Annotated in this window: 20 protein-coding genes and 1 pseudogene; 9 read left to right on the forward strand and 12 right to left on the reverse strand. The window is 66.3% G+C overall.

Annotation, left to right across the window (positions count from 1 at the left end):
- Positions 1-219 precede the first annotated feature (219 nt).
- Positions 220-699: a prepilin peptidase gene (locus tag A9513_RS28005; RefSeq protein WP_083196241.1), complete on the reverse strand. Its 480-nt coding sequence runs from the start codon at positions 697-699 to the stop codon at positions 220-222.
- A gap of 274 nt (positions 700-973) precedes the next feature.
- Here A9513_RS28005 and A9513_RS28010 point away from each other — a divergent pair, with 274 nt between their 5' ends.
- Both A9513_RS28010 and A9513_RS28015 read left to right on the forward strand, forming a co-directional pair.
- On the forward strand, positions 974-1,444 hold the full coding sequence (locus tag A9513_RS28010) for a TadE/TadG family type IV pilus assembly protein (RefSeq protein ID WP_024764108.1): 471 nt from the start codon (positions 974-976) through the stop codon (positions 1,442-1,444).
- Between the two features lie 8 nt (positions 1,445-1,452).
- The gene (locus A9513_RS28015) at positions 1,453-4,233 is read left to right on the forward strand and encodes a PAS domain-containing sensor histidine kinase (protein ID WP_081753991.1); all 2,781 of its coding nucleotides are present in this window, start codon (positions 1,453-1,455) and stop codon (positions 4,231-4,233) included.
- A gap of 61 nt (positions 4,234-4,294) precedes the next feature.
- Here the strand turns inward: A9513_RS28015 and A9513_RS28020 are convergent, their stop codons facing one another.
- The 3 genes from A9513_RS28020 to A9513_RS28030 all read right to left on the reverse strand — a co-directional run bounded on the left by A9513_RS28020 (position 4,295) and on the right by A9513_RS28030 (position 7,567).
- A complete protein-coding gene (locus A9513_RS28020) occupies positions 4,295-5,767 on the reverse strand; it encodes an inorganic phosphate transporter (RefSeq protein ID WP_037009147.1) in 1,473 nt (490 codons plus the stop codon).
- A 286-nt stretch (positions 5,768-6,053) separates the two neighbouring features.
- A complete protein-coding gene (locus A9513_RS28025; RefSeq protein ID WP_024764111.1) occupies positions 6,054-6,269 on the reverse strand; it encodes a hypothetical protein in 216 nt (71 codons plus the stop codon).
- A 221-nt stretch (positions 6,270-6,490) separates the two neighbouring features.
- Positions 6,491-7,567 (reverse strand): sigma-54-dependent Fis family transcriptional regulator, encoded by a 1,077-nt coding sequence (locus A9513_RS28030; protein ID WP_024764112.1) that lies wholly within the window; start codon positions 7,565-7,567, stop codon positions 6,491-6,493.
- Between the two features lie 223 nt (positions 7,568-7,790).
- On the opposite strand from A9513_RS28030, the gene A9513_RS28035 reads away from it, so the two are divergent.
- Complete coding sequence (locus A9513_RS28035) at positions 7,791-8,096, forward strand: PsiF family protein (protein WP_024764113.1); 306 nt, start codon at positions 7,791-7,793, stop codon at positions 8,094-8,096.
- A gap of 228 nt (positions 8,097-8,324) precedes the next feature.
- Here A9513_RS28035 and A9513_RS36660 read toward each other — a convergent pair whose 3' ends face one another.
- From A9513_RS36660 to dmeF, 3 genes are all read right to left on the reverse strand, one after another.
- Positions 8,325-8,459, reverse strand: a complete 135-nt coding sequence (locus tag A9513_RS36660) for a hypothetical protein (protein ID WP_255302904.1) — start codon at positions 8,457-8,459, stop codon at positions 8,325-8,327.
- A gap of 78 nt (positions 8,460-8,537) precedes the next feature.
- Positions 8,538-9,467: a pseudouridine synthase gene (locus tag A9513_RS28040; protein ID WP_065086146.1), complete on the reverse strand. Its 930-nt coding sequence runs from the start codon at positions 9,465-9,467 to the stop codon at positions 8,538-8,540.
- 85 nt (positions 9,468-9,552) lie between these two features.
- On the reverse strand, positions 9,553-10,509 hold the full coding sequence (gene dmeF, locus A9513_RS28045; RefSeq protein ID WP_065086147.1) for a CDF family Co(II)/Ni(II) efflux transporter DmeF: 957 nt from the start codon (positions 10,507-10,509) through the stop codon (positions 9,553-9,555).
- A 61-nt stretch (positions 10,510-10,570) separates the two neighbouring features.
- Between dmeF and A9513_RS28050 the strand changes: the two genes are divergently transcribed.
- On the forward strand, positions 10,571-10,846 hold the full coding sequence (locus tag A9513_RS28050; RefSeq protein WP_024764116.1) for a metal/formaldehyde-sensitive transcriptional repressor: 276 nt from the start codon (positions 10,571-10,573) through the stop codon (positions 10,844-10,846).
- Between the two features lie 12 nt (positions 10,847-10,858).
- Here the strand turns inward: A9513_RS28050 and A9513_RS28055 are convergent, their stop codons facing one another.
- Positions 10,859-11,089, reverse strand: a complete 231-nt coding sequence (locus A9513_RS28055; protein WP_024764117.1) for a DUF2789 domain-containing protein — start codon at positions 11,087-11,089, stop codon at positions 10,859-10,861.
- 169 nt (positions 11,090-11,258) lie between these two features.
- On the opposite strand from A9513_RS28055, the gene A9513_RS28060 reads away from it, so the two are divergent.
- The gene (locus A9513_RS28060) at positions 11,259-12,461 is read left to right on the forward strand and encodes an MFS transporter (RefSeq protein WP_038803246.1); all 1,203 of its coding nucleotides are present in this window, start codon (positions 11,259-11,261) and stop codon (positions 12,459-12,461) included.
- 116 nt (positions 12,462-12,577) lie between these two features.
- Here A9513_RS28060 and A9513_RS28065 read toward each other — a convergent pair whose 3' ends face one another.
- Positions 12,578-13,195 carry a glutathione S-transferase family protein gene (locus A9513_RS28065; RefSeq protein WP_037006967.1) on the reverse strand — a complete coding sequence of 206 codons (618 nt, stop codon included), beginning with the start codon at positions 13,193-13,195 and terminating at the stop codon, positions 12,578-12,580.
- 128 nt (positions 13,196-13,323) lie between these two features.
- On the opposite strand from A9513_RS28065, the gene A9513_RS28070 reads away from it, so the two are divergent.
- Positions 13,324-14,214, forward strand: a complete 891-nt coding sequence (locus tag A9513_RS28070; RefSeq protein ID WP_024764119.1) for a LysR substrate-binding domain-containing protein — start codon at positions 13,324-13,326, stop codon at positions 14,212-14,214.
- A 71-nt stretch (positions 14,215-14,285) separates the two neighbouring features.
- On the opposite strand, the gene ppk2 is transcribed toward A9513_RS28070, so the two are convergent.
- A complete protein-coding gene (gene ppk2 / locus A9513_RS28075; protein ID WP_024764120.1) occupies positions 14,286-15,104 on the reverse strand; it encodes a polyphosphate kinase 2 in 819 nt (272 codons plus the stop codon).
- A 266-nt stretch (positions 15,105-15,370) separates the two neighbouring features.
- Here ppk2 and recC point away from each other — a divergent pair, with 266 nt between their 5' ends.
- From recC to recD, 3 genes are read left to right on the forward strand one after another with little or no spacing between them, the layout of a single operon-like run.
- Positions 15,371-18,838 carry an exodeoxyribonuclease V subunit gamma gene (gene recC / locus A9513_RS28080; protein ID WP_083196242.1) on the forward strand — a complete coding sequence of 1,156 codons (3,468 nt, stop codon included), beginning with the start codon at positions 15,371-15,373 and terminating at the stop codon, positions 18,836-18,838.
- Positions 18,835-22,509: an exodeoxyribonuclease V subunit beta gene (gene recB / locus A9513_RS28085; RefSeq protein ID WP_065086148.1), complete on the forward strand. Its 3,675-nt coding sequence runs from the start codon at positions 18,835-18,837 to the stop codon at positions 22,507-22,509. The genes recC and recB overlap by 4 nt, the downstream gene beginning before the upstream one ends.
- Positions 22,506-24,548, forward strand: coding sequence for an exodeoxyribonuclease V subunit alpha (gene recD / locus A9513_RS28090; protein WP_065086149.1), 2,043 nt, complete (start codon positions 22,506-22,508; stop codon positions 24,546-24,548). Before recB ends, recD begins: the two co-directional genes overlap by 4 nt.
- Positions 24,549-24,585: 37 nt before the next feature.
- Here recD and A9513_RS28095 read toward each other — a convergent pair.
- Together A9513_RS28095 and vapB are read right to left on the reverse strand one after the other, a co-directional pair.
- Positions 24,586-25,000, reverse strand: a pseudogene (locus A9513_RS28095) (type II toxin-antitoxin system VapC family toxin).
- A gap of 25 nt (positions 25,001-25,025) precedes the next feature.
- The gene (gene vapB / locus A9513_RS28100) at positions 25,026-25,274 is read right to left on the reverse strand and encodes a type II toxin-antitoxin system VapB family antitoxin (RefSeq protein ID WP_065086189.1); all 249 of its coding nucleotides are present in this window, start codon (positions 25,272-25,274) and stop codon (positions 25,026-25,028) included.
- Positions 25,275-25,298 lie beyond the last annotated feature (24 nt).

Raw genomic sequence — 25,298 nt, forward strand, 5'->3', positions numbered from 1 at the left:
ACGCGCTCTGTGGCGCTGAGTTCGTGATAGGACATGGGGCAACACCTTACCGAAATGGTCGGGTGTTGCACTCAGTTTTTGCGGCCGCCATACATATCCATTATTTTTATCGTCCGGTTGTTCGATAACCGCAGCCGGATCGTTCCATCAGGCGATGGGTGGTATTAACCCTTAGCATATAGTCGTTAAGTTTGCATCGCGCCAATAAAAGGCGAGGCATCAGTAAGGCAAGGAAAAGGCCGTCAGAAGACCGACGAATAGCGTGAATATGAAAGGGAATGACTTGAACTTTGACGGTTGCAGTCTGGCTAATTTCTTTTTGCAATTAATCGCCACGCTGTCCGAATCAATCAAAAGTTTGCTGGCGAGCATCAGCAGTACGCAGAACAGGCTGGCCAGGGCCAGGGTATAGAGCACCGTCAGCGGGTCGCTGGCCAGGCCCAGAGCGACCAGCAGCTTCACGTCGGCCGCGCCCAGCTTCCCCAGCCAGTAGCCCGGTACGGTGGGCGCTGCCGCCAGCAACGCCGCCAGTGCCGCGGTCTGTGGGGTGTGTCCGGTCAGCGTGTGACCGGTGGCCAGCAGGAACAGCAGGGCGAGCAGGGCGCCGCCAAGGGTCAGCCAGTTGCTGACCCGCAGCCGGGTGAGATCCTGGTAGGCACAGACCGCGAACCAGGCCAGAAGGCAGAGTTTGAACAGCATCGAGAATATCCTCATCCCGGAGGCGGCGATGTCGAAGCAGATACGAGGAGTCTTAAGGTATTCGCTATTGCAGCGCTATATTGCAATTCAAGCCAGATAAATTCGAATTTGGCTCGCAACGTTATTCCGACAGGACATCCGGCGAATCCCGGAAGACCGCCTAGTATTGCTGGGTAGCGGTAATTATCCGACGGCGCGTATCTTCAGCAAAGTTTAGCCGTGCCGATAAGTTGAACGATCATTCAAGTTGCATGTTGGTCCGGGAGTATTGCGCATGAACGGAGTCGGCGGTCGCAGCACGCAGCGGGGCGCGGTAGCTATCGAGTTCGCCGCGGTGTTCGTTCTGTTCTTCGCGGTTCTTTACGGGCTGCTGGGTTATTGCGTACCGCTGCTGATGCTGCAGTCCTTCAACGATGCGGCGGCGGCCGGCGCGCGGGTGGCCGTTTCGGTGAATCCACAGGCGGCGGGCGGTTATAACGCCGCGCTCAAGGCTGCCGTGGACAGCGCCGTGACCCAACGCCTGAGCTGGATGCCGACGAGCTGGCGCAATGGCTGTTACGGCGGGCAGTTCATGGATACCCCGGTGACGCAAACGGTGTCGGGCCGCCAGTACACCCGTGTGCAGGTTTGCATCAGCTATCCCTATGCCACCTCGCCCATCGTGCCCCTGCTGACCCTGCCAGGGATCGGCACCGTGCCGCGCTTGCCGGACGTGCTCAGCGGCACGGCCAGCGTCCTGCTCTGAGGCGCTGGATGTTCGATTTCTGGCGCTCCAGGCCCCGTGGCCAGCATGAGATGAACGAAAACCCGCTGCCAAGCCGGCCCCTGGCCGCACGGCGGCGCCCGGCTCTGCCGGCGGAAGAGCTGGCGGAGCCCGTGGTGACCGGCCACTGCGACCTTTGGCTGGAGCTGGACAGTCGTGACCGCGTCATCGCCCGTGGCGGCAGCCAGGCGCACAGGTTGCTGCCGCCGGTGCCGGGCAATGGGGATCTGCCAGGCCTCGGCGATTACCTGGACCGCCGAATTCCCGGCGGCATGCAGGTATCCAGCCTGCGCGGCGGCGAGCGCCTCGACCTGGTGCTGCGCAGCACCGGCGACCTGCCGCTGGTCTGCCGCTTCCGCGCCGTCCTGCAGGCCAACGAGCATTGCCTGTTGCTGGGTACGGACATCTCCGACCTGAACTGGCAATCCGACAACCAGCAGCACAAGTTGCAGTGCCTGAGCCTCAGCAAGCTCCTGCTGGCGCGCCTGCGTCATAGCTCGCAGCGTCGCCTCAGCGAGGCGGTCGGTGAGGTACTGGAGGCCTTCTGCAGCAACTTCCACATGCGCAGCATGGCACTCTTGCTGGAAGCTCCGGACCAGAGCCTGAGGGTCTTCGCCTGCTATGTGCAGCCCGGATTCGACAGCCTGCTGCGGGAAAACCTTGCGCTGCCAGGCGACGAGCTGCGCGCGGCCAGCGGTGCCTGCCTGCTGGGGGCGGATGACAGGCCATCGGAGCTGCTGCGTACCCTGTGCTGCGCCCAGCTCTACCTGATTCCGGCGCCCGTACGGGGCGGGCGCCTCGCCGGCCTGCTGGCCGAACCCATGGAGCACGGCGGCACCTGGCCAGGGCTGGCCCCGAGCGACTGGCAGTACCTGGCGGAAATCCTCACCAACCTCGTTCACGAGCGCACCGAACTGCACAGTCTGCGCGATAGCAGCCGACGCCTGAGCCTGTTGCAGGACATGGTCGGTGGTGGCTGGTGGCGGTTACGGGTCGACGAAAGCCTGTTCGAACTGTCGCCGGCCGTCGCAGCGAGCCTCGGCCTGGCGGAAGGGCAATTGCAGCTGGCACTGGCCGACCTGTTGGCCCTGCTGCACCCGGCCGATGCCGACGAACTCAGCCTGCGCCTTCGCAACCTGCAACCGGGCGGGCGGCTGGTCCAGGATCTGCGCCTGCGCAGTGCAGCGTCGACCCAGACGCGTCGATGGCTGCGCCTGCAGGGACGACGACAGGCCCGCGTCGGGGACCAGCTGATGGACGGCGTGCTGTTGGACATCAGCGAGGGCAAGTTGCAGGAAGAACAGGCGCTGGCGGCCCATGCCCGGCTACGCAACCTGATCGACAGCGCGCCGGTGGTGATCTATGTGCAGCGAGTGGAGGAGGGGCACCTGATCCCCGAGTTCTACAGCGAGAGCGCGGGCAACATTCTCGGCCTGGACCTGCAGGGGCAGAGCTGGCAGGCGCTGGCTGAACGGGTGCATCCCGACGATCTGGAGGCCTTCCTCGACCGTGGCCGCGAACTGCTGCGCGAAGGCCGCGTCCGCACCGAGTATCGCCTGTGCGACAGTAGCGGCGAATGGCACTGGCTGTATGACGAGGCCAAGCTGCTGCGGGATATCCAGGGCATTCCGCAGGAGGCTGTCGGCCTCTGGCTGGATGTCACCGAACAGCGTCTTGCGGCCATGCAGATCGCCGAAAGCGAGGAGCGCTACCGCGTATTGGTGGAGGATTCGCCGGCGCTGATCTGCCGCTACGACCCGGACCTGAGGCTGACCTTCATCAACCGCACCTTCGCCCAGGTGCTGGGCGAGCCGGTGGAAGCATTGCTCGGTCGGCGGCTGGACGAGTGGCTGTCGCAACAGGATTGCAGCGCCTTGCGAGCGCGCCTGGTGGGCGGTGGCCAGGGCGCGGCCGACGATTCCTGGGAGCTGCGTTTCTGCCTGCCCGGCCAGCGCAATCTCTGGCTGATCTGGTCGGACCGGCCGCTGCTGGATGCCGAGGGCCGGCTGGTGGAAGTCCAGGCCGTAGGCCGCGATAACACGGCCGTGCGCCATGCACAGCAACAGTTGGCCCAGGGCGCGAAGATGGCCAGCCTGGGCGAGATGGTCAGCGGCATGGCCCACGAGATGAAGCAGCCGCTGCACGTCTTGCGCATGTCCCTCTACAACGCCCGGCAGAAGCTGGGCGAACCGGAATACCTGAAGGAAAAACTGGAACGTGCCGACGCACAGATAGACCGCCTGTCACGGGTGATCAGCCATATGGGCGTGTTCAGCCGTAAATCGGAGCTGGAAGCCGCGCCGTTCGATCCCTACGACGCCTGCGAAGGCGCCATTGCGCTGCTGGGCGAAAGCCTGACCCAGCAGGGCATCAGTCTGGAGTGCCGGCCGCCGGCCCAGCGGGTGGTGGTGCGCGGCTACTCCGACCAGCTCGAGCAGGTGCTGATCAACCTGCTGGCCAACGCGCGCGACGCGCTGCTCGGGCGGGGCGAGGAGGGCGCCCGCTGGGTCGGCGTGGCGCAGGAGCCGTGCACCGACACCGATTGGGTGGAATTGCACGTGCGCGACAACGCTGGCGGTATCGACCCGGCGGTGATGGAGCGCATCTTCGAGGCCTTCTTCACCACCAAGCCTATCGGCAAGGGCACCGGCCTGGGCTTGTCGGTGAGCCACGACCTGATTCGCAACATGGGCGGCAGCCTGTCTGTGGATAACTACAAGGGCGGTGCTCGCTTCATCATCCGCCTGCCGCGGCAGGTCGTGAGTCTGTGAGGGATCGGAAATGAAAAACGCCTGCGGATGCAGGCGTTTTTCGGGGGGGCGTGTCGCGGAGTCAGCCGATGAAGCGCGAGGACAGCCAGAACAGGCCCGCAGCCAGCGCGATCGACACGGGCAGGGTCAGTACCCAGGCCATGAGGATGTTGCGGATCGTGCTACCTTGCAGGCCGCTGCGGTTGGCCACCATGGTGCCCGCCACGCCCGAGGACAGCACGTGCGTCGTGGAGACCGGCAGGCTGTAGATGTTGGCCATGCCGATGGCGGCGGTCGCGGTGAGCTGGGCGGCGATGCCCTGGGCATAGGTCATGCCCTGCTTGCCGATCTTCTCGCCGACGGTGAGCACCACGCGCTTCCAGCCGACCATGGTGCCGATGCCCAGGGCCAGGGCCACGGCGATGATCACCCAGAAAGGTGCGTACTCGGTGGTGCTGGTCAGGTCCTTGCGCAGCTTCTCCAGGTCCGCCTTTTCGCGGGATGGCAGCTCGGACAGCTTGCCGACCTTCTTCGCGGTGTCGTCCAGGCACAGCAGATAGCGGCGCACCTGCACGCGCTCATCGTCGTTCAGGTCGGTGTAGCTGGAAACGCCGTGCAGGTCGCTCAGCAGACCCTTGAGGGTCGCCTCGGTCTGCTTCGGCTCGCAGCGGTACAGATCGGGCAGGTCCGCTTCGCTGGCCTTGCCCAGGGCGAGCATCTCGCCGAGGGTGTCGGAATGGCGGTTGTAGAACTGCTGCAGGTGGATGGCGGCGTCGCGGGTGCGCTCGATCTGGTAGGTGGTGCTGTTCAGGTCGAGGACGAACTTCGCCGGGACGATGCCGATCAGCACCAGCATGATCAGGCCGATGCCTTTCTGGCCGTCGTTGGAGCCATGCACGAAGCTCACGGTCATGGCCGAGATCACCAGTACCAGGCGGTTCCAGAACGGCGGGTGCTTCTTCTCGTCGACGTCGCGGCGGGTTTCCGGCGTCTTGTGCATCTTCGACAGCGGATACAGCCACTTCAGGCCGATCAGCAGGGCGCCGGCGACCAGGAAGCCGGCCAGTGGCGAGAAGATCAGCGACAGGCCGATGTCGATGGCCTTGCCCCAGTTGATCCCGTCGGCCACCGGCACGCCGGTGATCAGAGCATTCGCCAGGCCCACGCCGAGGATCGAGCCGATCAGGGTGTGCGAGCTGGAGGCCGGGATGCCGAAGTACCAGGTGCCCAGGTTCCAAGTGATGGCCGCGGCAAGCAATGAGAACACCATGGCCAGGCCGTGGCCGGTATTCACGTTGATCAGCAGTTCCACCGGCAGCAGGTGGACGATTGCGTAGGCGACGCCAACGCCGCCGAGCAATACGCCGAGGAAGTTGAAGATGCCGGAGAGGATCACCGCGCGGTACGGGGACATGGCCTTGGTATAGATGACCGTGGCCACCGCGTTGGCGGTGTCGTGGAAGCCGTTGATGAACTCGAAGGCCAGGACGAATGTGAGTGCCAGCACCAGGCTGATACCCACCCAGACATCGAGTCCGCTGAAGAGATCGAACATGAAAATTCTATGACCGGTCGGAGACGGGGCGGCGATTATGCCAGAAGCTTGGAGCACCGTATTCAGCCTGAAACGGTTTCTCCAATTTGCGCGACGCCACGTCGCACGGCGCTTTCAGGCAGGGTGGAAAAAGTTTGCAATGCTTCCACGCGGGCCGCCGGCCCATCGGATGAGTGTTTGCAGGCCAACTGGCGGGCTCCCCCACGGAGCACTGCTCGCCCATCGCCTCGAGATTTTCCCCAACGGATTCCGGGGGGAGTCTCTTGGCCTGGGGCCGTACCTGCGATTAAAGGGACGGGGCTTCCAGATCCTTTTTCAGTCGTTCTTCTTCGATTCTTTCCAGCTCCCGGTCGAAGGCCTTGTCCTGCACGCTGGGTCGCTTGCGCCAGGGTTTCTTGCCGGGTTCGGGCTGAGCGGCATAAAGGGTCACTTCGCCGCCTTGTTCATCCTTGAAACGTTGCTCCTGGCGCTCCAGTTCCGCGCGCAGTTCGTCTTTGGTCACGATCATTCCTGATGAATAGCTGATGACTTGAAGCTTTGAAGATGGGCCTCGCACGGGCAATCCACACCGAGCCGGGGTGTCGTCCTGGCAGTGTAGACGTTCAGGGGGCGCTGGCGTGCCGGCCGGAAAACGGCGCGGATTATAACCTTTGCCGGGGGGCGACCGGGCGAGAAGCGCCGACGGACGGTTTCAGCCCAGCGCCGGCGCGGGCTGAAACCACCTCAGCCGGTGCGGCTGAGGTTCAGCTCGCCGATCTTCTCCAGGCGCGCCCGGACGATGTTGCGGCTGATGCCCAGCAGACGGCCGGTCTGCAGCTGGTTGCCGTGGCAGAAGTGGTAGGCGGTGCGGAACAGGACCTCTTCGACATGCTCGTAGAGGTCGGGCTTGTTGCTTTCGAACAACTCCAGCAGCGCCTGCTCCAGCGTCGCCTCGACTCGCGGGGCGAGGGCGTGGGGGAGGTGGTCCTGGCGCAGCAGGTCGTGGCGCGGAGCGGAGGGCAGCTCGGCCAGTTGCAGATCGCCCGGCTGCACCTGCTGGTTGCGGCACACCAGCAGGGCGTGGTGGATCGCGTTCTCCAGCTCGCGGATGTTGCCCGGCCAGGTGTGGCCCAGCAGCTTGCGTTCGGCCTCGGGGCTCAGCGAGGCACGGTTGTAGCCCAGGCGCTGGCAATGTTCCTCGAGGAAGAACTCGGCCAGCGGCAGGATGTCGCCGGGGCGCTCGCGCAGTGGCGGCAGGCGAATGGTCGCGACGTGCAGGCGGTAGAACAGGTCCTCGCGGAAATGCCCGGCTACCACGGCGTCGGCCAGGTTGACGTTGGTCGCGGCAACCACCCGCACGTTGATCGGTACCGGCGTGCGCGAACCCAGGCGCACGACTTCGCGCTCCTGCAGCACGCGCAGCAGTTTCACCTGCATGTTCAGCGGCAGGTCGCCGATCTCGTCGAGGAACAGGGTGCCGCCGTTGGCCGATTCGAACCAGCCGGCCTTGCTGCTGGTGGCGCCGGTGTAGGCGCCTTTCTCGTGGCCGAACAGCTCGCTTTCCACCAACGTCTCGGAGAACGCGCCGCAGTTCACCGCCACGAAGGGGGCCGTGCTGCGTCGGCTGAGCTTGTGGATATGCCGGGCGACCAGTTCCTTGCCGGTGCCGGTCTCGCCGATGATCAGCGCGTTGGCCTCGCTGGGCGCCAGGCGCTCGATGCGGTTGAGCAGCTCCTGCGAGCGTGGGTCCTTGAACACCAGCACCGTGGCGCGGACCGACTTGGTTTGCTCGCGGGCATTGGGAAGGGTCAACAGCGACATGGCAGGTTCCTGGCGTACCGGATGGGTGGCAGCGCCATACTGCGGCATTTTTGTTATTTCAAAAAATTATCAATTAGAATTTATATATAACCATTTTATTTTTTATGCCGTGGTAAACGTCACGCGGATTGCGCCAGAAGCTCCCGGATCGCGTCGCAGGCCTCGCGAATGCTGGGCTGCGAGCTACGCTCAGAGTGGCAATTCCATCCTGGGAGACCACTCCATGACCACCGTTCGGATTCCGCTGCTCGTCCTGGCTCTGCTTTTCTCGGCGCAAGGCTTCGCGGCCACCGCCGCGCAGACCGCGCAGCAGGAGAAGATGAAAACCTGTAACGCCGATGCCACCACCAAGGCGCTCAAGGGCGACGAGCGCAAGGCGTACATGAGCACCTGCCTGAAGGCGGGCAGCGACGCCAAGAAGATGACCCCGCAGCAGGAGAAGATGAAGTCCTGCAATGCCGACGCCACCAGCAAGGCACTCAAGGGCGACGAACGCAAGGCGTTCATGAGCACCTGTCTGAAGAAGTGAGGATGGGGCGCGGCAGGGCCGCGCGTGACGACAAGGGCAGCTTCGGCTGCCCTTGTCGTTTGTGAAGGGCTCGCGAGCAAGCTCCCGAGCATCCTGTCGATAACGAGTGCCGGCGGGCGATATTGGCCCCGCTTTATAGGCCGGAGAACACCAGCCAGGCCGCAGCCAGTGCGTAGAGGACGATCACCGCATCCATGCGCAGCGCAGGCGGGAGTCGCCGCACCAGATTCATTTCTTGGCCACCGCGGACCAGAAACCCTGGGCATTGCGGAAGGGCTGGCGGGCCATTTGTTCGGGACGGGTGATGCCGTCGGCACGCAGGGCGTTGACGAGGACGGAAAAGGACTTGGCGCTGTAGCTCATGGTCGGCTCCCGATGCTTTCTCTCCTTGGGGTGGAGCTATGAAAACACCGGGGTCACTATCGACGGAAATGGATCGTCTTAAGGGTGACCATCGATGAAATTGATGGAAGGCCAGGAGAGCTCCAGCTGGCTCCTGAAATGCCGCGCCTCACCGGTGACCGGGTCGATGAACTCCAGTTGCCGGGCCAGCAGCTTCAGCGGCTTGTCGAAGTCCTCCGGCGGACGTTCGCCGCGTGGTGGCAGCGTCGGGTACAGGGGATCGAAGCACAGCGCCGCACCCAGGCCCGACATGTGCACGCGCAGTTGGTGACGTTTGCCGGAGACCGGGTGCAATCCATAGCGCCACAGGGCGCCGCGCTGTTCGAGCACCTCGATGCGGGTTTCGCTGTTGGGCGTGCCGTCCACTTCCTGCATGCGGATGAAGGGATCGCCCTCGACCATTCGCGAACGATGCACAAGGGGAAACTCCCGTTCCGGCAGCGCTGGCGCGATGGCTTCGTACATCTTGTGGATGCGCCGCTCGCGGAACAGCGCCTGGTAGGCATCGCGGTTGTCCGGATTGGCGGAGAACAGCACCAGCCCGGCGGTTAGCCGGTCGATGCGGTGCAGCGGTACCAGCAGCGGGTTGTCCAGGCGCCTGGTGAGACGGGCGAGGAGGGTTTCCTCGACGTATTGACCGGCGGGCGTCACCGGCAGGAAGTGCGGCTTGTCCGCCACCACCAGGTGTTCGTCGGCATACAGGATGCTTTCCTGGAAGGGGATCGGCGTTTCCTGCGGCACCTCGCGGAAGTAGTGGATGCGCAGCGCTTCGCGGTAGGGATGCTCGGGGCCGATGGGCTGGCCGTCGTTGTCCAGCACCTTGCCGCGCGCCATGCGGTCCAGCCAGGTGTCGCGGCTGATCGCCGGGAAGCGCGCACACAGGCAATCCAGCACCGTCGTCCAGGGGCCGGCAGGCAGGTGCAGGATGCTGGCGCGTTGCTGGGCGGTGGAGAAGCGGGAGCTGGACATGCGGGCGGGCGACCGGGGTTCGACAGGCTGCGCATTAGGCCGTAGCGGCGTGGCGGTCGTCAAAGCCGCCACGACTTCCGGTCGTTCACGCGGGGAGAGGGTTGATCTCCACCGTGATGTGCGCCAGTTCCTCGTGGACCTGCAGGCGTCGGCGCACCAGCTCCGGCGTCAGGTTCCCGCTGCTGGCGAGGCTGAGGATGCAGGCATAGCGCGACTTGCCCACGCGCCACAGGTGCAGGTCGGTGATCCGCGCCGGTTGCGGCAAGCCGGCGACCACCTCGCGGATTTCCTCCACTACCGGGTCATTCATTTCGGCATCCAGCAGCACCCGGCCGCTCTGCCTGAGCAGGCCGATCGACCAGACGGCCACCAGTACGGCGCCGACCATGCCCATCAGCGGGTCGAGCCAGGCGGCGCCCCAGATCAGGCCGCCGATCAGCGCGATGATCGCCGCTACCGAGGTGGCGGCGTCGGCCAGCACGTGCAGGTAGGCGGCGCGCAGGTTCAGGTCGTGCCCATGGTCATGATGTTCATGGTCGTGGTGATGGTCATGACCGTGATGGTGATCGTGGCCATGGTGGTGCTGCTCGCCGCGCAGCAACCAGGCGCAGGCCAGGTTCACCAGCAGGCCGATGACCGCGATGGCGATGGCTTGCTGATAATGGATCGGCGAAGGGGAGAGCAGTCGGGCGACGGACTCGAACATCATCAGCGCCGCCACGCCCAGTAGCAGGATGGCGCTGGTGTAGCTGGCGAGGACCTCGATCTTGAAGGTGCCGAAGGCGAAGCGTGCGTCGCCCTTGAAGCGCCGCGCCGCCACGTAGGCGAAGAACGCCAGGCCCAGCGCCAGGGCGTGGGAACTCATGTGCCAGCCGTCGGCGAGCAGCGCCATGGAGTTGAACACCCAGCCGCCGGCGATCTCCACCACCATCATCACGACGGTCAGCAGCGCGGCGCGCAGGGTGTTGCGCTCGGCCAGGGGATTGCCTTCGTGGAACTGGTGGTCGTGGCGACCGTCTTGCGAGGGGGCGGCAGGCTGCATGATGATGGTCCGTAGGATCAGTCTGGATACTATACCCCAGTATACCTTTGGAGCTTTTGACGTGGGACATACCATCAAGGACCAGAAGAAGCTGTTGACCCGGGTGCGCCGCATCAAGGGCCAGAGCGAGGCGCTGGAACGGGCGCTGGAGGCGGGCAGCGAATGCGCGGCGATCCTGCAGCAGATCGCCGCCATCCGCGGCGCGGTGAATGGCCTGATGGCCGAGGTGCTCGAAGGCCACCTGCGCGATCATCTGGGTGCCGAGGACCGCACCGCGGCGCAGCGCCACGAAGACCTGGAACAGGTCATGGGCGTGCTGCGCTCCTATCTCAAGTGAGGTAGCGGCGGATCAGTTGGACAGCCGAACCGCCAGTTCGTCGGCTTCCTCGGTCCAGTCCGAGTCCTGTTGCAGCGCCTCGCGCAGGAACTGCGACTGGGCCTCGTTCCAGAACGGCGCGTCCGGCAGTTTCTGGCCTTCGGCGAGGCGGTGGCTGCCGAGGAAGGCGTCGATCTCCTTGCGCCCGTCGGGCAGGCCCAGTTGCTTGAACAGGGCGCCCAGGCTGTGCTGGCTGGTATCCATGACGATCTCCTTGCTGCAGGTGGAGCGCACCGCTGCGGCGCGCGGCAATGGAACAACTATAGGAGCATCGAACGGCGCGCGAGGTTCGGATTGGCAATCGGGGCGGAAATAGATAGCCTGCTTTCAATCGTTCCCGCACATGCTCCGCCACCCACCGTCAGGCCCGTCCATGAGCTCGTCCGAGCAGCGAACCGCCTCCGTCACCCTGCGCATCCTCGCGACCGTCGTCTTCACCTTCGTCCTGTTCCTGAGCATCGGACTGCTGCTGCCGGTGTTGCCCGGTTTCGTCCATGAAGGCCTGGGCTACTCGACGGTGATCGCCGGCGCGGTCATCGGCCTGCAGTACATTGCCACCCTGGTGTCCCGGCCGTTGGCGGGCCACATCGCGGACACCCACGGCGCCAAGCGCGCCGTGCTCTATGGCCTGGGTGTGCTGGGCATCGGCGGGGCCCTGGTGCTGGCTTCCACCAGCCTCGAATCGGTGAGCTGGCTGAGCCTGACGCTGCTGCTCGGCAGCCGCCTGCTGTTCGGCCTGGCGCAGGGACTGCTGGGGATCGGCACGGCAAGCTGGGGCATTGCCCTGGTGGGGACGCAGAACACCGCCAAGGTGATTTCCTGGAACGGCATCGTCAGCTACGGCGGCATTGCCATCGGTGCTCCGCTGGGGGTGACCATGTCGGCCTCGCTGGGGCTGTGGAGCCTGGGCGTGAGTGTCCTGGTGCTGACCGCGCTGGGCTGGCTGGCGGCCCGAAACCGCGCGGAAGTGCCGACCATTTCCGGTGCGCGCATGGCCTTCCACGCGGTGCTGGGGCGCGTGCTGCCCTACGGGATGTGCGTGATGCTTGGCTCCATCGGCTTCGGCACCCTGGCGACCTTCATCACCCTTTATTACGGCAGCCAGGGCTGGGCCAATCCGGCCTGGTGCCTGACTGCCTTTGGCGTCTGCTTCGTCGGCGCGCGGCTGGTCTTCTCGGGCATGGTCAATCGCTTCGGCGGCTTTGCCGTCGCGGTGGTCTGCCTGGGTGTGGAAGTTTTCGGCCTGCTGCTGCTCTGGCAGGCGCCGGGGCCGGGCTTCGCGCTGCTGGGCGCGGCGCTGACCGGCTGTGGCCTGTCGCTGGTCTATCCGTCACTGGGTGTGGAGGCGGTGCTGCGCATCCCGGCCAGCAGCCGCAGCGCGGGGCTGGGCGCCTACGCACTGTTCTTCGACCTGGCGATGGGCGTCGCCGGCCCATTGATGGGGCTGGTCGCTGCCCGTCATGGCTATGCGTCGATCTTCCTTGTCGCCGCCGGGCTGGCGCTCTGCGGCTTCGTCATCTGCTTCGTGCTGCTGCGCTTCACTCGCCAACAGCACGAGGAACTGCCGAAGGACTAGGTCTCAGTGGGTAGGAGCGGGCTCTGTTGGCGATGTCTTGCCGGTCGCTCCGTCAATGGGCCTGGCGTGGGGGCAGCCGATTGCGGACGGAGCGCGCTCCTGCGCTCGGTGAAAGATCACACCGGCGGGAAGGCCTTGAACACTTCCAGCGCCTCGGCCTGCTGCGCCCAGTCGCCCACCGCCGGATAGCTGTCCGCCGGGATGTCTTCCGAGTGCAGCAGCTGCACGAAAGTCCAGGCCACCGCAATGCTCAGGCCGGCCTGGTCCAGCGGCGCGGCGGCGTCCAGCGACATTTCGCGCAGTTCGCTCTCCAGTTGTGCCAGGGCGGCATGCAGTTGCTGGTCGACCCGCTCCTGCCAACTGGCCAGCTGCTTGTCATCCGGCCGCTGTTGCTCGTAGTAGCGCTGCACCGCCTTCTCCATGACCGCCAGCGCGAGGCCCAGCAGACGCGTGGCGCGCACCCGTGCGGCCGGTTCGGCTGGCATCAGGCTGCGGCCGGCCAGGTGTTCGAGGCAGTCGATGATCAGGGTCGAGTCCATCAGTACCTGGCCATCGCCCAGTACCAGGGTCGGTGCCTTGACTACCGGGTTGATGCCGCGGAATTCCTCGTAGGTGCGGAATACCGACAGCGACTGGTGGCTGAACTCGATGCCGAGCAGGCGCAGGGCAATGGCGACACGGCGCACATAGGGCGAGTCGAGCATGCCGATCAGGTGCGGAAGCTTCTGTTGCATGGGTACATCCTGTTAGTGGAAATTGCATGGTGGCTGACGCGGTAATCCGCGTAATTGCCATGAATCTAGCGGCTTTGACCCCTGGATAATAGCGACGATTAGTGACCGATTAAGTTAGGGAAACTTACATGAGCGCATTTCCACCGCTTTCCGCCCTGCGCAGCTTCGAAGCCGTCGCCAGGCTTGGCAGCGTGACCCTCGCCGCCGGTGAGCTGCACGTCACCCACTCGGCCATCAGCCAGCAGGTGCGTCAACTGGAGGGCCTGTTGGGCATCACCCTGCTGCAGCGCGAAGGCCGGGGGTTGCGGTTGAGCGAGGAGGGCCGTCTGTATGCCCTGCAGATTCGCGGCGCGCTGCGCGATATCGCCGAGGCCACTCGTCTGGCGAAGGCCCGCCCGGGGGAGGACGAGCTGGTGGTGGCGCTCACGCCGTCCTTCGGCCAGAAATGGCTGTTGCCACGTTTGCCCGGATTCCGTGCGGCTTATCCACAGTACCGCCTGCGCCTGCTGGCCAGTCTGGAAGTGATGGACCTGCGCCAGGGATTGGCCGATGTGGCCATTCGCATCGGCCAGGGACACTGGGAGGGGCTGGCACGGCAGCGCCTGTTCGAGGACGAAGTGGTGCTCGTCGCTTCGCCGGACTTCAACGGAGGGCACCTACCGACAACGCCGGAAGCGATTCTTCGTTGCCCGCGCGTCACGGGGTTCGAGTCCTGGCTGGGCTGGTGCCAGGCGGCGGGAGTGACAGTGCCCCAGCAGCCTGCGGAGTTCGTGGTGAACGATTCCAACCTGAGCATCGAGGCGGTACGCATGGGCCAGGGCATCGGCCTCGAGCGTCGCAGCCTGGTGGCCGCTGCGCTGGAAAGTGGCGAACTGGTGGCGCTGAGCGATCTGCGCGTGCCCTACGGCTTTCCCTACTGGCTGGTGTGGCCCGAGCGCGACGCGGCCCGGGCCAAGGTGGCGGCATTCGCCGGGTGGCTTTCCGGCGAAGTGGAGGCCTATCTCCAAAGCATTGCGTGAACCGCTCCCGAGCAACTGCAGCTTCCGTGGACAGATGATCCAGGGCCGGCGTGTGCCGACTCCGGTTGGCCTCAGAATTTCTCTTCGATGTAGTGGATCGGATAGTCGGGGCTCTTGTACTTGCCGATCTTGCCGCGCTTGGGCAGCTTCACTTCCTCACGCGGGATTTCCTTGTACGGCACGTGCTTGAGGACGTGGCTGATGACGTTCAGGCGCACGCGCTTCTTGTCCTCTGAAGGGGCCACGATCCAGGGCGCCCAGGGCGAGTCGGTGGCGGCGAACATCAGGTCGCGAGCGCGGGTGTATTCGTCCCAGCGGGTGAACGACTTCACGTCCATGGGCGAGAGCTTCCAGATCTTGCGACCGTCGGTGATGCGGTCCTTGAGGCGGCGCTCCTGCTCCTCGGGGCTGACCTCCAGCCAGAACTTCAGCAGGATGATCCCCGACTCGGTGAGCATACGCTCGAACAGCGGGGTCACGGCCAGGAACTTGTCCGCCTGTTCTTCAGTGCAGAAGCCCATCACCCGCTCGACGCCGGCGCGGTTGTACCAGCTGCGGTCGAAGATCACCACTTCACCGGCCGACGGCAGGTGGCGGATGTAGCGCTGGGCGTAGAGCTGGGATTTCTCCCTTTCGGTGGGCGTGGGCAGCGCCACCACGCGGAACACCCGCGGGCTGACGCGCTCGGTGAGCGCCTTGATGGTGCCGCCTTTGCCGGCGCCATCGCGGCCCTCGAAGATGATGCAGACCTTCAGGCCCTTCTGCACCACCCATTGCTGCAGCTTGACCAGCTCCACCGACAGCTTGCGCAGGTGCTCTTCGTAATCCTTGTTCTTCATCTTCCCGGCCTGTTCGGGAGCCGGGTTCTTCGCTTTGCTCTTCTTGCCCATTTTTTCCTCCATGGCGGGCCTGGAACGGCCGTGGGATGAGCATAGCCGCTGGCCGCACGGACGGGCTGTCATGCAGTCAGTTTCGTAAATGTGGGAGGTTGCCGAGAGCCTGCAGGCCTTTGTCAGGTTCCGCGTCGGCTCTTTCCATGCGGCGGAGATTCCGCCGGCAGGAATGGGAAAAAGGCTGCTCGCAGCCGGACTTTTTGGTCAAATGCCGCTCATCCCATGCGGCGTATGCGAAGTGCCCGCCCGACCCAGGAGATCCGATGAGCGAGCAGCGACTGACCCCCGGCCTGATGGTGATCCACGGCAACCATCCGGAAGCGCTGCGCGACCTGCTGGTGCAGTGGATGAGCCTGCATCCGCTGGCGCCGTTGGAGAACGAAGTCATCCTGGTGCAGAGCAACGGCATCGCCCAGTGGCTGAAGCTGGCGCTGGGGCGTGACGTGGAGGAGGGCGGTTGTGGCGTCACCGCCGCGCTCGACGTGCAACTGCCGGCGCAGTTCCTCTGGCGCGCCTATCGCGGTGCGCTGGGCCGCGGCGAAATCCCCGAAGTCTCGGTACTCGACAAGGGCCCGCTGACCTGGCGCCTGATGCGCCTGCTGCCGACCCTGCTGGAGCAGGGCGAGTTCGCCACCCTGCAGCGCTTCCTCGCCGACGATGCCGACCTGCGCAAGCGCCACCAGTTGGCCGAGCGCCTGGCCGACCTGTTCGACCAGTACCAGGTGTACCGCGCCGACTGGCTGGAGGACTGGAGCCGCGGCGTCGACCAGTTGCGCCTGGCCAACGGCACGGTGAAGGAACTGGACGCTGACAACCGCTGGCAGGCCGCCCTGTGGCGCGCGCTGCTCGACGACGTCGGCGCCGAGGGCCTGGCTACCAGCCGTGCCGGCGTGCATGGCCGCTTCATCCAGAAGCTCAAGTCCGCCGAGAACCCGCTGCCGGGATTGCCGCGCCGCGTGGTGGTGTTCGGTATCTCCGCGATGCCCGCGCAGACCGTCGAGGCGCTTGCCGTGCTGGCGCGCCACGCCCAGGTACTGCTCTGCGTGCACAACCCCTGCCGCCACCACTGGGCCGATATCGTCGCCGACAAGGACCTGCTGCGCCACGAATACCGCCGCCAGCGCCGCCGCGCCGGCACCCCGGAACTGCTCTCCGACGACCAGCAGCACCAGTACGCCCAGCCGTTGCTGGCCGCCTGGGGCAAGCAGGGGCGCGACTACATCAACCTGCTCGACCAGTACGACGACCCGGAAACCTACCGCGCGCGCCTGGGCGCGGTGAGCAATGGGCGTATCGACCTGTTCAGCGAGGTCGAACCGACGAACCTGCTCGGCCAGTTGCAGGACGACATCCTCGAACTGCGGCCGATCAACGAGACCCGCGAGCACTGGCCGGCGGTCGACCCGCAGGCCGACGACTCGGTGCGCTTCCACGTCGCCCACAGCGCCCAGCGCGAAGTGGAAATCCTCCACGACCAGCTGCTCGCCCGCTTCGACGCCGATCCGACATTGCGCCCGCGCGACGTGATCGTCATGGTCCCGGACATCAACCCCTACGCACCGCACATCGAAGCGGTGTTCGGCCAGTTGCCGCGCGACGACAGGCGCTTCATCCCCTACACCCTGGCCGACCAGGGCCAGCGCGGCCGCGAGCCGCTGCTGGTGGCGTTGGAACATCTGCTGCGCCTGCCCGACAGCCGCTTTGCCGTGAGTGAAATCCTCGACCTGCTGGACGTCGCCGCCGTGCGCGCGCGCTTCGGCCTGGCCGACGCCGACCTGCCGCTGCTGCGCCGCTGGATCGACGGCGCCGGGGTGCGCTGGGGCCTCGACGGCCAGCAGCGCGAACGCCTTGGCCTGCCCTCCGCCGCCGAGGCCAACAGCTGGCGCTTCGGCCTGCGGCGCATGCTGCTGGGCTTTGCGGTGGGCGAGGGCGAGGCCTTCCAGGGCATCCAGCCCTATGCGGAAATCGGCGGGCTCGACGCCGCCGCGCTCGGTCCCTTGGCCGGGTTGCTCGGCGCGCTGGAAAAGGCCTGCGAGCTGCTCGCCGAGGAAGCGGCCCCCACTATCTGGGTACAGCGCCTGCGCACCCTGCTGGAAGACTTCTTCCAGGTCACCGATGACCACGATGAGCTGCTGCGCCAGCAACTCCTGCAACTGCTGGAGGGCTGGCTGGAAACCTGCGGCCACGCCGGCTTCAACGATCCGCTGCCGCTTTCGGTGGTGCGCGAGGCCTGGCTCGGTGGCCTGGACGCAGGCGGCCTGAACCAGCGCTTCCTCGCCGGCGCGGTGAGCTTCTGCACCCTGATGCCGATGCGCGCGATTCCCTTCCAACTGGTCTGCCTGCTCGGCATGAACGACGGCGACTACCCGCGCCCGCAGTCGCCGCTGGATTTCGACCTGATGCGCAACGACTACCGCCCCGGCGACCGCTCGCGCCGCGAGGACGACCGTTACCTGCTGCTCGAAGCGCTGCTCTCGGCACGCCGCCAGCTCTACGTCAGCTGGGTCGGCCGAAGCATCCGTGACAACAGCGAACGGCCGCCGTCGGTGCTGGTCGGCCAGTTGCGCGACCACCTCGCCGCGGGCTGGCACAACGCCGACGGCGGCGACCTGCTGCACGGCCTGACCCTGGAGCATCCACTGCAGCCTTTCAGCCGCGCCTATTTCGATGCGCCATCCGCGCACGGTGTCGATGGCCTCTACACCTACGCCCGCGAGTGGCGTGACGTGCACCGCGAACACCACGGCGAAACCGATGCAGCGCCGCTGCCGCCGCTCGCGCTGGATGCGCCTATCGGCCTGCGTGTGCTTGCCGATTTCCTCGCCAACCCGGTCGGCGCCTTCTTCCTGCAGCGCCTCAAGGTGCGCTTTGCCGAGGAGCAACTGACCGGCCAGGACGAAGAGCCCTTCGAGCTGAACGGGCTGGACGTCTGGCAGCTGCAATTCGAACTCTGCGAGCGCCTGCGCCCGTGGGTCGAGCAGCACTGGCAGGCCGATCAACTGGCCGCGCAACTTAACGGCCAGGTCGAACGCCTGCGCCGCGAGGGACGGCTGCCGCTGGCGGCCTTCGGCGACTTTTCCGCCCAGGCGCTGGTGGCGCCGCTGCATGACCTGCTGGCCCGCTACCGCGAACAGTTGGAGCACTGGTCGCAGGTGGAAGAGGAACAGCGCGAACTCAACCACGAGCATGCCGGCATCGAACTGGCCGACTGGCTCGGTGGCCTGCGCCGCAACGCCGATGGCCAGCTCGCCAGCCTGCAACTGGTCAGCGGCAAGCTGCACGAGGGCAAAGGCTACAAATGGCACGGGCTGGTGCGTCCCTGGGTGCGCCATCTCGCGCTGCAGCTGTGCGGCGAGCCGGTGACCAGCGTGCTGGTCGGCCTGACCGGCACCCTGGAGTTCCCGCCGCTGCCGGCGCAGGAAGCGCGCGCCGAGCTGGACGCGCTGCTGGACGCCTGGTTCCAGGGCATGAGTCGCCCGCTGCCGGTGGCGTGCAAGGCCGCCTTCGCCTGGCTGGCCGCCGGAGAAGATGAGGAACGTGCCGCCCGCGAAGCCGCCAAACGCTATGACGGCGGCTTCAACCTGAGTGGCGAGGCTGCTTCGTCGGCAGCGCTGGCGCGGGTCTACCCGGATTTCGCCACGCTCAATGCGAGCGAGGAATTCGCCGCCTGGGCCGAAGCCTTGTACGGGCCGCTGTTCGCGATTCTGCAGCGCAAGGAGGCGCAAGCATGAGCGCAGTCGAGCTCAACCCTCTCGAATTCCCGCTGCATGGCAGCCGGCTGATCGAGGCCAGCGCCGGCACCGGCAAGACCTTCACCATTGCGCTGCTCTACGTGCGCCTGGTCCTCGACCATGGTGGTGAACAGGCTGCCTTTGGCCGACCATTGAGCCCACCGGAAATCCTTGTGGTGACCTTCACCGAAGCCGCGACCCAGGAATTGCGTGAACGCATCCGCGCGCGCCTGGGCGAGGCCGCGCGCTGCTTCGCCGAGCCCGAGCAGAAGCACGACGGCCTGCTGGTGAAGCTGCGCGACAGCTATGCGCCCGAGCGCTGGCCCGGCTGCGCACGCCTGCTGCGCCTGGCTGCCGAATGGATGGATGAGGCTGCTGTCTCGACCATCCACAGCTGGTGCTACCGCATGCTGCGCGAGCACGCCTTCGACAGCGGCAGCCTGTTCACCCAGGACCTCGCTGCCGACCAGAGCGAACTGCTCGCCGAAGCGGTGCGTGACTACTGGCGGCGCAAGTTCTACCCGCTGGATGTGGCGGCGGCCAACGCCGTACGCCATTGCTACGCCGGCCCCGAAGCGCTGGCCCGCGCCCTGCAACCGCTGCTGGCGGCGCAGGAAGCCGGGTTCCGCTATGCCGATCAACCGCTGACCGCCCCGGCCTCCCTCAGCGAGCTGCTGGAGACCACCGGTCAGTTCTACGACGAACTCGATGCCGCCGAGACACGCGCCCGCGAAGCCTGGGCGGCGGACCGCGCCGGCGTCGCAGAGCTGCTGCGCAACCTGCGTGGCGACCTCAACGGCAACAGTTATCGCGGCAAGGATGACGACAGCGTCTTTGCCGGCTGGATCGAAGCGCTCGATGCCTGGAGCGAGGGCGCCGATGCGCCGGACAATCTGGCCAAGTTCGGCCAGACGCGGATCAAGGTGAAGGCCAAGGCCTTGGTGCCGGAACACCCTGCGTTGCTGGCCATCGACGCCTGGGTCGAGCGCGCCGAGCAACGCCCGGAGATCGCCCCGCAACTGCTGCTGCATGCGCTGAATGAAGTACGGCAGAATCTCGAAGCGGAAAAGCAGAAACGCGCCGAGCTGGGCTTCGACGACCTGTTGGTTCGCCTCGACCGTGCCCTCGCCGGCAGTGGCGGCGAGCGCCTGGCCGAGCGTATCCGCGAGCAGTTCCCGGTGGCGCTGATCGACGAATTCCAGGACACCGACCCGCTGCAGTACCGCATCTTCGAGCGCGTCTACCGCATCGCCGAGAACCCTCGGAGCCTCGGTCTGTTCATGATCGGCGACCCCAAACAGGCGATCTATGCCTTCCGTGGCGCCGACATCCACACCTACCTGCGCGCCCGCGCCGCCACCTCCGGGCGCCACTACACGCTGGGCACCAACTATCGCTCCACGTTGGCGATGGTCAATGCAGCCAACCGCTGTTTCCTCTTCGCCGAAAGTCATCCGCGCGCGGCGTTCCGCTTCGCGGTGGAAGGGCAGGAGAACCCCGTGCCCTTCCTCGAAGTCGGCGCGCGCGGGCGTGACGAGACGCTGTTGCTCGAAGGCGCCGAAGCATCGGCCATGACCTTCTGGCAGTTGGACAACGACGGCCAGGTCTGTGGCTCCACGCTGTATCGCCAGGAGATGGCCGCGCGCAGCGCCAGCGCCATCCAGCGCTGGCTGAGCTCCGCACAGAGCGGCTTCCGCGATGCCGAGGGGCAATGGCGCGCGCTGCGCCCGGCGGACATCGCCATCCTCGTGCGCGGCCGCAGCGAGGCCGAGGCCATCCGCGGCGAACTGGCCAGGCGCCGGCTCGCCAGCGTCTACCTGTCCGACCGTGACTCGGTGTTCGACAGCCCCGAGGCCGTCGACCTGCTGCACTGGCTGCGCGCCTGCGCCGACCCCGGCGACGATGGCGCCCTGCGCATCGCCCTGGCCACCCGCAGCCTGGCGCTGGACTGGGCGACCCTGGAGCGGCTGAACCAGGACGAGCGCTTCTGGGAAGCCATGGTGCTGCGCTTCCGTGACTATCGCCTGCTCTGGCAACAGCAGGGCGTGCTGCCGATGCTGCGCCGCCTGCTCGCCGACTTCGCCCTGCCGGCGCGACTGCTGCGCGAGACCGATGGCGAGCGCAGCCTGACCAACCTGCTGCACCTGGCCGAATGGCTGCAGCGCGAGGCCGTGGAAGTGGACGGTGAACATGCGCTGCTGCGGGTGCTCGCCGAACAGCTGGAGAGCCCGACGAGCGAAGAAATCCTGCGCCTGGAAAGCGACGCCGACCTGATCAAGGTGGTGACCATCCACAAGTCCAAGGGCCTGGAATACCCGCTGGTGCTGCTGCCCTTCATCTGCACCTGGCGCGAGCTGGACGGCAAGAGCGGCACGCCGCCGAGCTTCCAGTCCGGCGAATCGCGGGTCGTCGAGTTGTCCCGCGACAAGGAGCAGGCCAAGGCGGCCTTCCAGCAGGCCAACGACGAGCGCCTGAGCGAGGACATGCGCCTGCTCTACGTGGCACTGACCCGCGCACGCCACGCCGTGTGGCTGGGCATGGCGCCGCTGGTGATGAGCAACAGCAAGAGCCCGGAGCTGCACAAGGGCGCCATGGGCTACCTGCTCGGTGGCGGCAACGCGCTGAGCGTCGAGGAGGTGACCACGCGCCTGGGCGAGTTGCAGGCAGGAGCGCTGGAGATCGCCCTGGAGCCGGCGCCCGAGATCTGCACCGAGCTCTTCGTCGGTGCACAGGCCGGTGAGCTGGGCGCTGCCCGTGAGCCGCGCCGCCGGGTGGCGGAGAAATGGTGGATCGCCAGCTACTCCGCCCTGGCGACGCTGGCCAGCGAGGACGACAGCGACATCGCCCCCGCGCCGGCTGCCGATGAGCCGATCAGCGCCAGTGAAGACCTGTTGCGCGAAAGCAGCCTGGAAGACCTGCGCGAGGTGGAAGTCGTCCCGGCACCTTTCAGCCTGCACGCCTTCCCCCGCGGCGCGAACCCCGGCAGCTTCCTCCATGGCCTGCTGGAATGGGCCGCCGACGAAAACTTCGACGTCGATGAAGAACAGCTGCGTGACCAGATCGCCCGGCGCTGCGCCCTGCGCGGCTGGGAGGAGTGGATCGGACCGCTCACCGGCTGGCTCGGGCAATACCTGCGCACGGCTTTCCGCGTGCCCGATGCGACGCCGGTCAGCCTCGCCGGCCTGGTGACGTTCCAGAAGGAAATGGAGTTCTGGTTCGCCACCCGCAACGTCGACAGCCAGCGCCTGGATGCCGCCGTGATCCGCCATACCCTGGGCGGCGTGGCGCGGCCGACGCTGCAGGCGAACCTGCTCAACGGCATGCTCAAGGGCTTCATCGACCTGGTGTTCGAACACGAAGGCCGCTACTACGTGGCCGACTACAAATCCAACTGGCTGGGCGCCGACGATGAGGCCTACACGCAGGAGGCGTTGCGCGAAGCCTTGCTGGAGCACCGTTACGACCTGCAGTACGCGCTCTACCTGTTCGCCCTGCACCGGCTGCTGCAGGCGCGCCTGCCCGACTACGACTATGACCGCCACATCGGAGGCGCGATGTACCTGTTCCTGCGCGGCAGTTCCTCGGCGACCCAGGGCATGTACCTGGAACGCCCGCCGAAGGCACTGATGGACGAGCTGGACCGCCTGTTCCGCGCGGAGGTACCGGTATGAAGAGCACCACTGAAATGCTCGAACTGATCGGCCGCTGGGCCGAGCGCGGCTGGCTGCGCGAGCTGGACCGTGCCTTCGCGACCTTCCTCGTCGAGCGCGCGCCGGATGCCCACCCGCTGCTGATTCTCGCCGCCGCCCTGGCCAGCCACCAGCTCGGCCGTGGGCACGTCTGCCTCGACCTGGATGCGACCCTGGCCGACAGCCGCTTCGCCCTGTCGCTGCCGCCCGAGGGCGACTCCGCCAAGGACGCGCCGGAGCTGCCCGGTGTGCTGCTCGATGGTTTCGATCTCGACGCCTGGCGTGCCGTGCTGAACGATCCGCGCCTGGTCGGTGACGGACCGGGCGAGACGCCGCTGGTGTTGTCCGGGCGCCGCTTGTATCTGCGCCGCTACTGGCAGTACGAACGGGAAGTGCGCGCCGGCATCGACCAGCGCCTGAAGCAGGGTGAGGCGCTGCGGGCCGCCTTGCCCGCCGCCCAGCTGCGCCGGGCGCTCGATGCATTGTTCCCGAAGAAGCCCGGCAATGTTCAGACGAGCCAGGGGGCGGACTGGCAGAAGCTCGCCTGCGCACTGGTCGCCGGCAACGCCTTCGGTATCGTCACCGGCGGCCCCGGCACCGGCAAGACGACCACCGTGGTGAAGCTGCTCGCCCTGCTGCAAAGCCTGGCGCTGGGGGAGGGCGGAAGAGCGCTGCGCATTCGCCTCGCCGCGCCCACCGGCAAGGCCGCTGCGCGCCTGAACGAATCCATCGCTGGCGCCGTGCAGCGCCTCGACCTCTCCGGCCTGGCCAATGGTGAAGCGGCGCGTGAGGCGATCCCCACCGAAGTCACCACGCTGCATCGCCTGCTCGGCAGCCGCCCGGACAGCCGCCAGTTCCGCCACCACGCCGGCAACCCGCTGGCGCTGGAGCTGCTGGTGGTGGACGAAGCGTCGATGGTCGACCTGGAAATGATGGCCTCGCTGCTTGCCGCTCTGCCGCCGCGCGCGCGATTGATCCTGCTGGGCGACAAGGACCAGTTGGCCTCGGTGGAAGCCGGCGCGGTGCTGGGCGAGTTGTGCAGCCGCGCCCGTGAGGGCCATTACCGCCCGGCCACCCGCGACTGGCTGCAAGCCGTGACCGGCGACGCCATCGACGACGTGCTGATCGACAGCGCCGGCAGCGACCTCGACCAGGCCGTGGCCATGCTCCGTCACAGTCATCGCTTCAGCGCCGACAGTGGCATCGGCCAGTTGGCCGAAGCGGTCAATGCCGGCGATATCCCGGCGTTGCGCCAGGTGTGGAAAGCGCAGCACGAAGACCTCGCCCGTATCGCCGTGGATGCCCAGGAAACTCGCAGCCTGCGCGATCTGGTGATCGACGGCGGGCGAGGCGGTGACCTTTTCGGCCCGGTCGGCTACGCCCACTACCTGCGCGTGGTCAGCGGCTCGCGCCCGGCGGACAACGCCACTCAGGACGCACTGGATGCCTGGGCAAGGCAGGTGCTCGGAGCCCACGGCCAGTTCCAGTTGCTCTGCGCCTTGCGTCGCGGACCCTGGGGCGTGGAAGGATTGAACACGCTGATCGGCGAGCTGCTGCAGCGCGAAGGGCTGATTCCTTCGGCGAACGGCTGGTTCGCCGGCCGGCCGGTGCTGGTCACCCGCAACGACTACGGCCTGGGGCTGATGAACGGCGATATCGGCATCACCCTGGCGCTGCCGCAGACGGCTGACGATGGTTCGGTGCGCTGGGTCGCGCGCGTGGCTTTCCCGGCGGGCGACGGCACCGACGCCATCCGCTGGATCCTGCCGAGCCGCCTGCAGGCGGTGGAAACGGTGTTTGCCATGACCGTGCACAAGTCCCAGGGCTCGGAGTTCACCCACGCCGCGCTGCTGCTGCCCGACAGCCTCAACCCCATCCTCACCCGCGAGCTGGTCTACACCGGCATTACCCGCGCGCGCCAATGGTTCACCCTGGCCAGCGCCGGGCGCGGCTGGCAGGTGCTGGAGGCGGCCACGGAGCGGCGAGTACAGCGGGCGAGTGGGTTACTGAGTGGCATTTGACCGGATGAAGCGTGCCGGGGACTGGGCTGGTGTACCGTCAGGCCGGTTCGCTGTTGCACCAGTCTTCGACGACAAGCCCCGGTACTCGCCGAAATTCGCGGGTGTTGTTGGTCACGATGACGCAATCGGTTGCCAAGGCATGGCCGGCAATGCCCGTATCGTTCGGCCCAATGGGCGTTCCTGAGTCGAGCAGGAGCCTCATGAGCTTCGCGGAGCTATCCACCGCGTCGATATCCCAGGGCAGCACATCGTCCAGGCGTTGCACCAATGCGTCGATCCATGCTGCCACCGCCTTCGGGGCTTTCGGTGACGCTGCGCCGTAACGAAGCTCCGCATGAGTGATAGCCGAAATCACCAGCCTGTTGCCGGCCTCCGCGGCCTTTTGCAGACGCTGCAAAACCTGGGGTGGGTTCTGGCGCATGGATGACGGAGCAGATGTTGGTATCCAGCATATAGGTGACGGGCGTGGCCACCGGCTCAACCCTCGTCATCGCCGAAGCCCAACCGGCCGGGGGCAATCACGTCGGGCCGATCTCCCAGAAAATCGGCATCGACAGGTTCCAGCTCGGCGAGGCTGCTCCAGGTGGGCCGCGACGGACGCTGGATGAGCGTATCGCCTTCGCGAGTCATCACCAGTTCCGTCACTCCCTTGAATTCCATATCCCGAGGGATTCGGACTGCCTGATTCTTGCCGTTGCGGAACAAGGAAACGGTCGTCGTGGGCATGGGCGCCTCCAGATCAGAGAGCAT

It is taken from the genome of Pseudomonas sp. AU12215 (genome assembly GCF_001675465.2).
Classification (GTDB): Bacteria; Pseudomonadota; Gammaproteobacteria; order Pseudomonadales; family Pseudomonadaceae; genus Pseudomonas; species Pseudomonas nitroreducens.

Excerpts from the sequence above, each read along its gene's own strand:
- ppk2 (WP_024764120.1), bottom strand. The coding sequence starts at position 15,104 with ATGGGCAAGAAGAGCAAAGCGAAGAACCCGGCTCCCGAACAGGCCGGG.
- A9513_RS28035 (WP_024764113.1), top strand. The coding sequence starts at position 7,791 with ATGACCACCGTTCGGATTCCGCTGCTCGTCCTGGCTCTGCTTTTCTCG.
- vapB (WP_065086189.1), bottom strand. The coding sequence starts at position 25,274 with ATGCCCACGACGACCGTTTCCTTGTTCCGCAACGGCAAGAATCAGGCA.
- A9513_RS28055 (WP_024764117.1), bottom strand. The coding sequence starts at position 11,089 with ATGGATACCAGCCAGCACAGCCTGGGCGCCCTGTTCAAGCAACTGGGC.
- A9513_RS28015 (WP_081753991.1), top strand. The coding sequence starts at position 1,453 with ATGTTCGATTTCTGGCGCTCCAGGCCCCGTGGCCAGCATGAGATGAAC.
- A9513_RS28065 (WP_037006967.1), bottom strand. The coding sequence starts at position 13,195 with ATGCAACAGAAGCTTCCGCACCTGATCGGCATGCTCGACTCGCCCTAT.
- A9513_RS28060 (WP_038803246.1), top strand. The coding sequence starts at position 11,259 with ATGAGCTCGTCCGAGCAGCGAACCGCCTCCGTCACCCTGCGCATCCTC.
- A9513_RS28030 (WP_024764112.1), bottom strand. The coding sequence starts at position 7,567 with ATGTCGCTGTTGACCCTTCCCAATGCCCGCGAGCAAACCAAGTCGGTC.
- A9513_RS28070 (WP_024764119.1), top strand. The coding sequence starts at position 13,324 with ATGAGCGCATTTCCACCGCTTTCCGCCCTGCGCAGCTTCGAAGCCGTC.
- recB (WP_065086148.1), top strand. The coding sequence starts at position 18,835 with ATGAGCGCAGTCGAGCTCAACCCTCTCGAATTCCCGCTGCATGGCAGC.
- A9513_RS28010 (WP_024764108.1), top strand. The coding sequence starts at position 974 with ATGAACGGAGTCGGCGGTCGCAGCACGCAGCGGGGCGCGGTAGCTATC.
- A9513_RS28005 (WP_083196241.1), bottom strand. The coding sequence starts at position 699 with ATGCTGTTCAAACTCTGCCTTCTGGCCTGGTTCGCGGTCTGTGCCTAC.
- dmeF (WP_065086147.1), bottom strand. The coding sequence starts at position 10,509 with ATGCAGCCTGCCGCCCCCTCGCAAGACGGTCGCCACGACCACCAGTTC.
- A9513_RS36660 (WP_255302904.1), bottom strand. The coding sequence starts at position 8,459 with ATGAGCTACAGCGCCAAGTCCTTTTCCGTCCTCGTCAACGCCCTGCGT.
- recC (WP_083196242.1), top strand. The coding sequence starts at position 15,371 with ATGAGCGAGCAGCGACTGACCCCCGGCCTGATGGTGATCCACGGCAAC.
- A9513_RS28040 (WP_065086146.1), bottom strand. The coding sequence starts at position 9,467 with ATGTCCAGCTCCCGCTTCTCCACCGCCCAGCAACGCGCCAGCATCCTG.
- recD (WP_065086149.1), top strand. The coding sequence starts at position 22,506 with ATGAAGAGCACCACTGAAATGCTCGAACTGATCGGCCGCTGGGCCGAG.
- A9513_RS28020 (WP_037009147.1), bottom strand. The coding sequence starts at position 5,767 with ATGTTCGATCTCTTCAGCGGACTCGATGTCTGGGTGGGTATCAGCCTG.